Source organism: Bacteroidales bacterium, from assembly GCA_012517825.1.
GTDB lineage: Bacteria > Bacteroidota > Bacteroidia > Bacteroidales > JAAYUG01 > JAAYUG01.
Genome location: JAAYUG010000196.1, coordinates 1 through 4,211, shown reverse-complemented (window position 1 = coordinate 4,211; position 4,211 = coordinate 1). Strand labels below are relative to the sequence as shown.

The window sequence follows — 4,211 nt, the reverse complement described above, 5'->3', positions numbered from 1 at the left end:
AGGGAATTACTGGGTTGCTACCGATTTTGAAATGAAAGACCTCATTAAAGGAACCCGTTCGCGGATGATCATTACCGACATTGTTTTTGACCGGAATCTTCCGGATGAGGAATTTACTGTTCGCAATCTGATTCGATAGAATTTTCTGCAAACCGATGCGCCATGAAACCCTTTTATTTTCTGTCTTTGCTGATTGCATGCAGCTTGTTTTCGCTTGCAAAAGCCCAGGAATCTTTACAGATCAGGGGAAGTATTTTTACCGACAACAGGGTGTTTACCCGGTCGAACCTGCCCTGGTCGTGGAATGAGAACCGGCTCGATGTTCAGCTCGAACAGAAGCTGGAAGGGAAAGCCCGTGTGATGGCTGATGTCTGGTTACGGAATTTCGGATCTCCTGTTGGTTCAGAAACGATTATTGATCCTGAGGTCAGGGAAGCATATATCGAAGTGTACGACTTTCTTATCAAAGCACTTGACCTTCGTGCAGGCCGCCAGCGAATCAAATGGGGAACAGCCGATAAAATCAATCCTACCGATGTAATAAATCCCTACGATGCTGAAGATATATGGGATTTCGGCCGTCACCTTGGGAGTGAAGCCGTTGACCTGAAATATTACCGCAACAAATGGCGTTTTGAGGCTGTGTGGGTGCCTTATTTCAGAAAGGCAAGGCTTCCGCTGGGTGATGTGAAGGATGTCTTCATGAATTACGGCAGCCTTCCTGAGGTCATCATGGTCAATGTTAGCGACACCTTGCCTCTTTTGCCATTCGGACTTCATGTAAACAGCTTTTCCCTGTCGGATAATCTGCCATCATCCGATCTGGTACATTCAGGTTCATGGTCCTTCAAGGTTGGTTCTCAAATAGCCGGTTTTGATTTTTCCCTGAGTTATCAGTACATCCGCGATGGTTTTCCTGTGTCGGCTTCCACAAAAATCGGTATTGATTCTATTGATCTGACCTTTCCCTTCAATGCTTACCTGAACACAACCACAACATTGGTCTACCCCCGCTTTCATTTAGCCGGGCTCGACCTGGCAGGAAGTATAGGTAATGTCGGAATCTGGTTCGAAGCAGCCGCTTTTTTCCCTCAGGAGAAGATCGTTCATACAATTGTTGAACCTGATATGAAAGATTTTTTGCTCAGGAACTACGGGCTGAATTACAATATTCATACCCCGGAATTCCCGGATAATACCGTGCTCGAAAAAAAACCATGGGTCCAGTATGTTGCCGGTGCAGACTATACGTTCAGGGAAGGTACCTATGTTAATTTTCAGTTTGCCCATGGATTCTTTCATGAAAGGGGGAAGGACAACCTGAATGATTACTTTCTTTTCAGAGCAGAGAAAAGTATTTTTGACAATAAACTGAAACTAGCCCTGCTGAGCGGAGGAGTTGCTGTATCTGATTGGGAAGCTGTTGGCGACAATTATGTGATGATTTATACTCCTGAAATAACGTACCGCCCAAATGACAATGCTGAAATATCTCTGGGCGCCAGGCTGATCGATGCCAGAGGTGCGGGACTCCTTCCTTCACTAAAGGAAAAAGATGAAGTCTTTTTTAAAATAACCTGCAGTTTTTGACGGGTTCTACCGCTGGCTATTCTATTGAAAGCCTTATTCTTACAACAAACAGACGGGTTAAACCCAAATTCGTCAATGGAAAAACTCAATTGACGAATCGACTAACAAAATCCAATCAGATTTTATACGTCGGGAAGTCAATAGCAACGAGTTGTTTAAATGTTTTTTGTGTTTCTATTGACTAATCTCGGTAAAAAAAAAATTCTGCCGTTAAAAAAATTTTCTGTGAATTATATTCCCTAATTTCGGATCGAAATTAACAGACAATCAACTATCAGAAATTCAATTTTTTATAATATGTGTGTATGAGTAAGTCCTTTCTTCAGCTCAGGAAAAATTACCGGTATGCCCTGGTGGTTCCTACAAGCATGGGAATTCGCCTTACGCCAATAGAAGGCCAGCCTGTTCATTGCAGTGACACATTCCGGATGCAGGTAACAAGCGCCGAATCCAATGTGGCCAGTGTATCCTCCTATCTCGGCCTCCCGGTGAAGGTGCTCACAGCGCTGGTTAAAGACAGTCCGATTGCCAGAATGATATATGATAACCTGGCTTCCAGGCACATCGATGTGGATGCCAGAATTGTTGAGCAGGGCGGACCCTGGGGATTCCGTCACCAGATCAATATAGCTGATTCAGGGTATGGGACCAGAGGTCCCAGGGTATATAACGACAGGGCAGGAGAGGTTGGCCGCACTCTTTCGGCCAATGATTTTAATCTGAAACAGCTTTTCGAAACGGATGGAGTGCAAATCATTCATATGTCGGGATTGATAGCAGCCCTTTCTGAAACTACAACCCGATTCTGTATTGATCTGGCGCAGGAAGCCAAAAAGAACGGAACCCTCGTTTCGTTCGACCTGAATTACCGCGCTTCCTTCTGGAAAGGCCGTGAAAAGGAACTGTCCTCGGCTTTTTCTGAAATTGCTGCTTTATCGGATATTCTGATTGGAAACGAAGAGGATTTTCAGCTCTGCCTGGGCATGCCCGGCCCGGAAGCCGGCGGAAAAGAACTTTCTGCCAAAATCGAAGGGTTCAAAGAAATGATTGCTCATGTGAAAAAGGCATATCCCAACGCTTCCGTATTTGCAACCACGCTCAGGGAAGTGATCAGCGTAAACAGGCACCTTTGGGGAGCCGTTATGGATGCCGGAAATGAGTTTTATGTGGTCGAACCGCGTGAAATTAATGTGCTCGACAGGATTGGAGGTGGTGATGGTTTTGTGGGTGGACTTCTCTATGGAATACTCAATGGCTGGGAACCCGAAAAATGGATCCAGTTCGGCTGGGCTACCGGTGCCCTCGCTACCACCATGCTCACCGATTATGCCCAACCCGCTGATGAGGAGCAGGTATGGAGCATCTGGAAAGGAAATGCCCGGGTAAAAAGATGATTCTTACCAGATTTCGCGGGCGTATGTCAACCCACTTGATGTCCCTGTCGGCCTGCACTTCAATATCAACCGGCCCTGCCATGTCAAAGGATGCAATGGGTGCCACTGGTGCATCATAAACAAACACCTCCCTGTTATCAACTGTGACCTTATATACCTTGCTGGATTCGACACCCTGTGGGAAGGGATATACGACGGCCTGGGCTGTAACACGCAGGGTGAAAACAACACTGCATAAGACGGTGAATAGCTTCAATCCGATTTTCATAGTTGGTTGGTAATTTAAGTTATAACAATGTGGTTTTTGCTGCTATGTAAAAAATCCTGGCCCGTACCGGAATCCGTAATCGTATGCAACGGGTCTGAATTCCTTCGGCATCCTGAAAGGTGCCGTGGGATGTTCACTAACTGCTATGCCGGTCGTAGCCAGGACCATCATAGTGTTTCTTTCAAATGGAGCGAAAAATCTGTAAAAAGTCTGTAAACTCATCATTCATACATTTCATTCATTCCTTGCACTCTGGCCAGTTCAATAAAAAAATCTGCTATTTTTCTGATACAATCGTCCAGATACCTTTCTCCTTTTTCTTTTGTGGCTCTTTTTGGATTCCCGATTCCCGTATCACTGCTCACGATGCTCCATGGGCGTGGCGCCCAGAGCCAGCCTTCCTGACGTCCTTTAAAGATCAGTTTTTTGTTTTTTCCTTCCCCGGCTGTTTCCAGCGGAGCTACCAGGTCGGGGCGTATGATCATCATGGCACTTGTTTCCGATTCTCCGGCATGTTCTCCCGTATCCTCGAAATACTCTTTCCAGGGTGCAGCCAGATACCAGTTCAGCTGAAAAAGCATCATATCGCTATACCTGGCTTGCAATTCCCTGATCATTTGCTTGAAGTCATTGCCTCCGTGACCGTTCAGGATCACAAATTTCCGGTAACCCTGCCGGTAAACTGTGCCGGCCACATCGTTCAGAATCAACTGCTGGGTCGAAGGATTCAGATTGATGGTAAGTGGTAAATCAAGCTGGCCGGTGTTTACCCCGAAAGGCACATTCGGCAGCACAGCAACCCTGGTTCCGCTATTCCAGGCTATCTCTGCCGCTTTATCTGCAACATATTCGTTCTGAAAATTGTCGGTAGCGTAAGGTAAATGATAATTGTGCGCCTCTGTGGCACCCCAGGGTAATACAACTATCTGATAGTCAGTTCTTTTAACTGTCTGCCAGTT

At 46.0% G+C, this 4,211-nt stretch carries 5 protein-coding genes; 3 read left to right on the top strand and 2 right to left on the bottom strand.

The window, feature by feature from the left end; all coding sequences use genetic code 11:
- The 3 genes from GX419_13335 to GX419_13325 all read left to right on the top strand — a co-directional run.
- Positions 1-139, top strand: a 139-nt coding sequence (locus GX419_13335) for an outer membrane lipoprotein-sorting protein (protein NLI25679.1), incomplete at its 5' end; no start/stop codon positions are given.
- Between the two features lie 23 nt (positions 140-162).
- On the top strand, positions 163-1,590 hold the full coding sequence (locus tag GX419_13330) for a hypothetical protein (protein ID NLI25678.1): 1,428 nt from the start codon (positions 163-165) through the stop codon (positions 1,588-1,590).
- A 305-nt stretch (positions 1,591-1,895) separates the two neighbouring features.
- Entirely contained in the window at positions 1,896-2,984 is a 1,089-nt protein-coding gene (locus GX419_13325; protein ID NLI25677.1) for a sugar kinase, read from the top strand.
- On the opposite strand, the gene GX419_13320 is transcribed toward GX419_13325, so the two are convergent.
- Together GX419_13320 and GX419_13315 are read right to left on the bottom strand one after the other, a co-directional pair.
- The gene (locus GX419_13320; protein NLI25676.1) at positions 2,908-3,252 is read right to left on the bottom strand and encodes a hypothetical protein; all 345 of its coding nucleotides are present in this window, start codon (positions 3,250-3,252) and stop codon (positions 2,908-2,910) included. The genes GX419_13325 and GX419_13320 overlap by 77 nt on opposite strands.
- A 221-nt stretch (positions 3,253-3,473) precedes the next feature.
- Positions 3,474-4,211: creatininase family protein (locus GX419_13315; protein ID NLI25675.1), on the bottom strand; the 738-nt coding region annotated here is incomplete at its 5' end.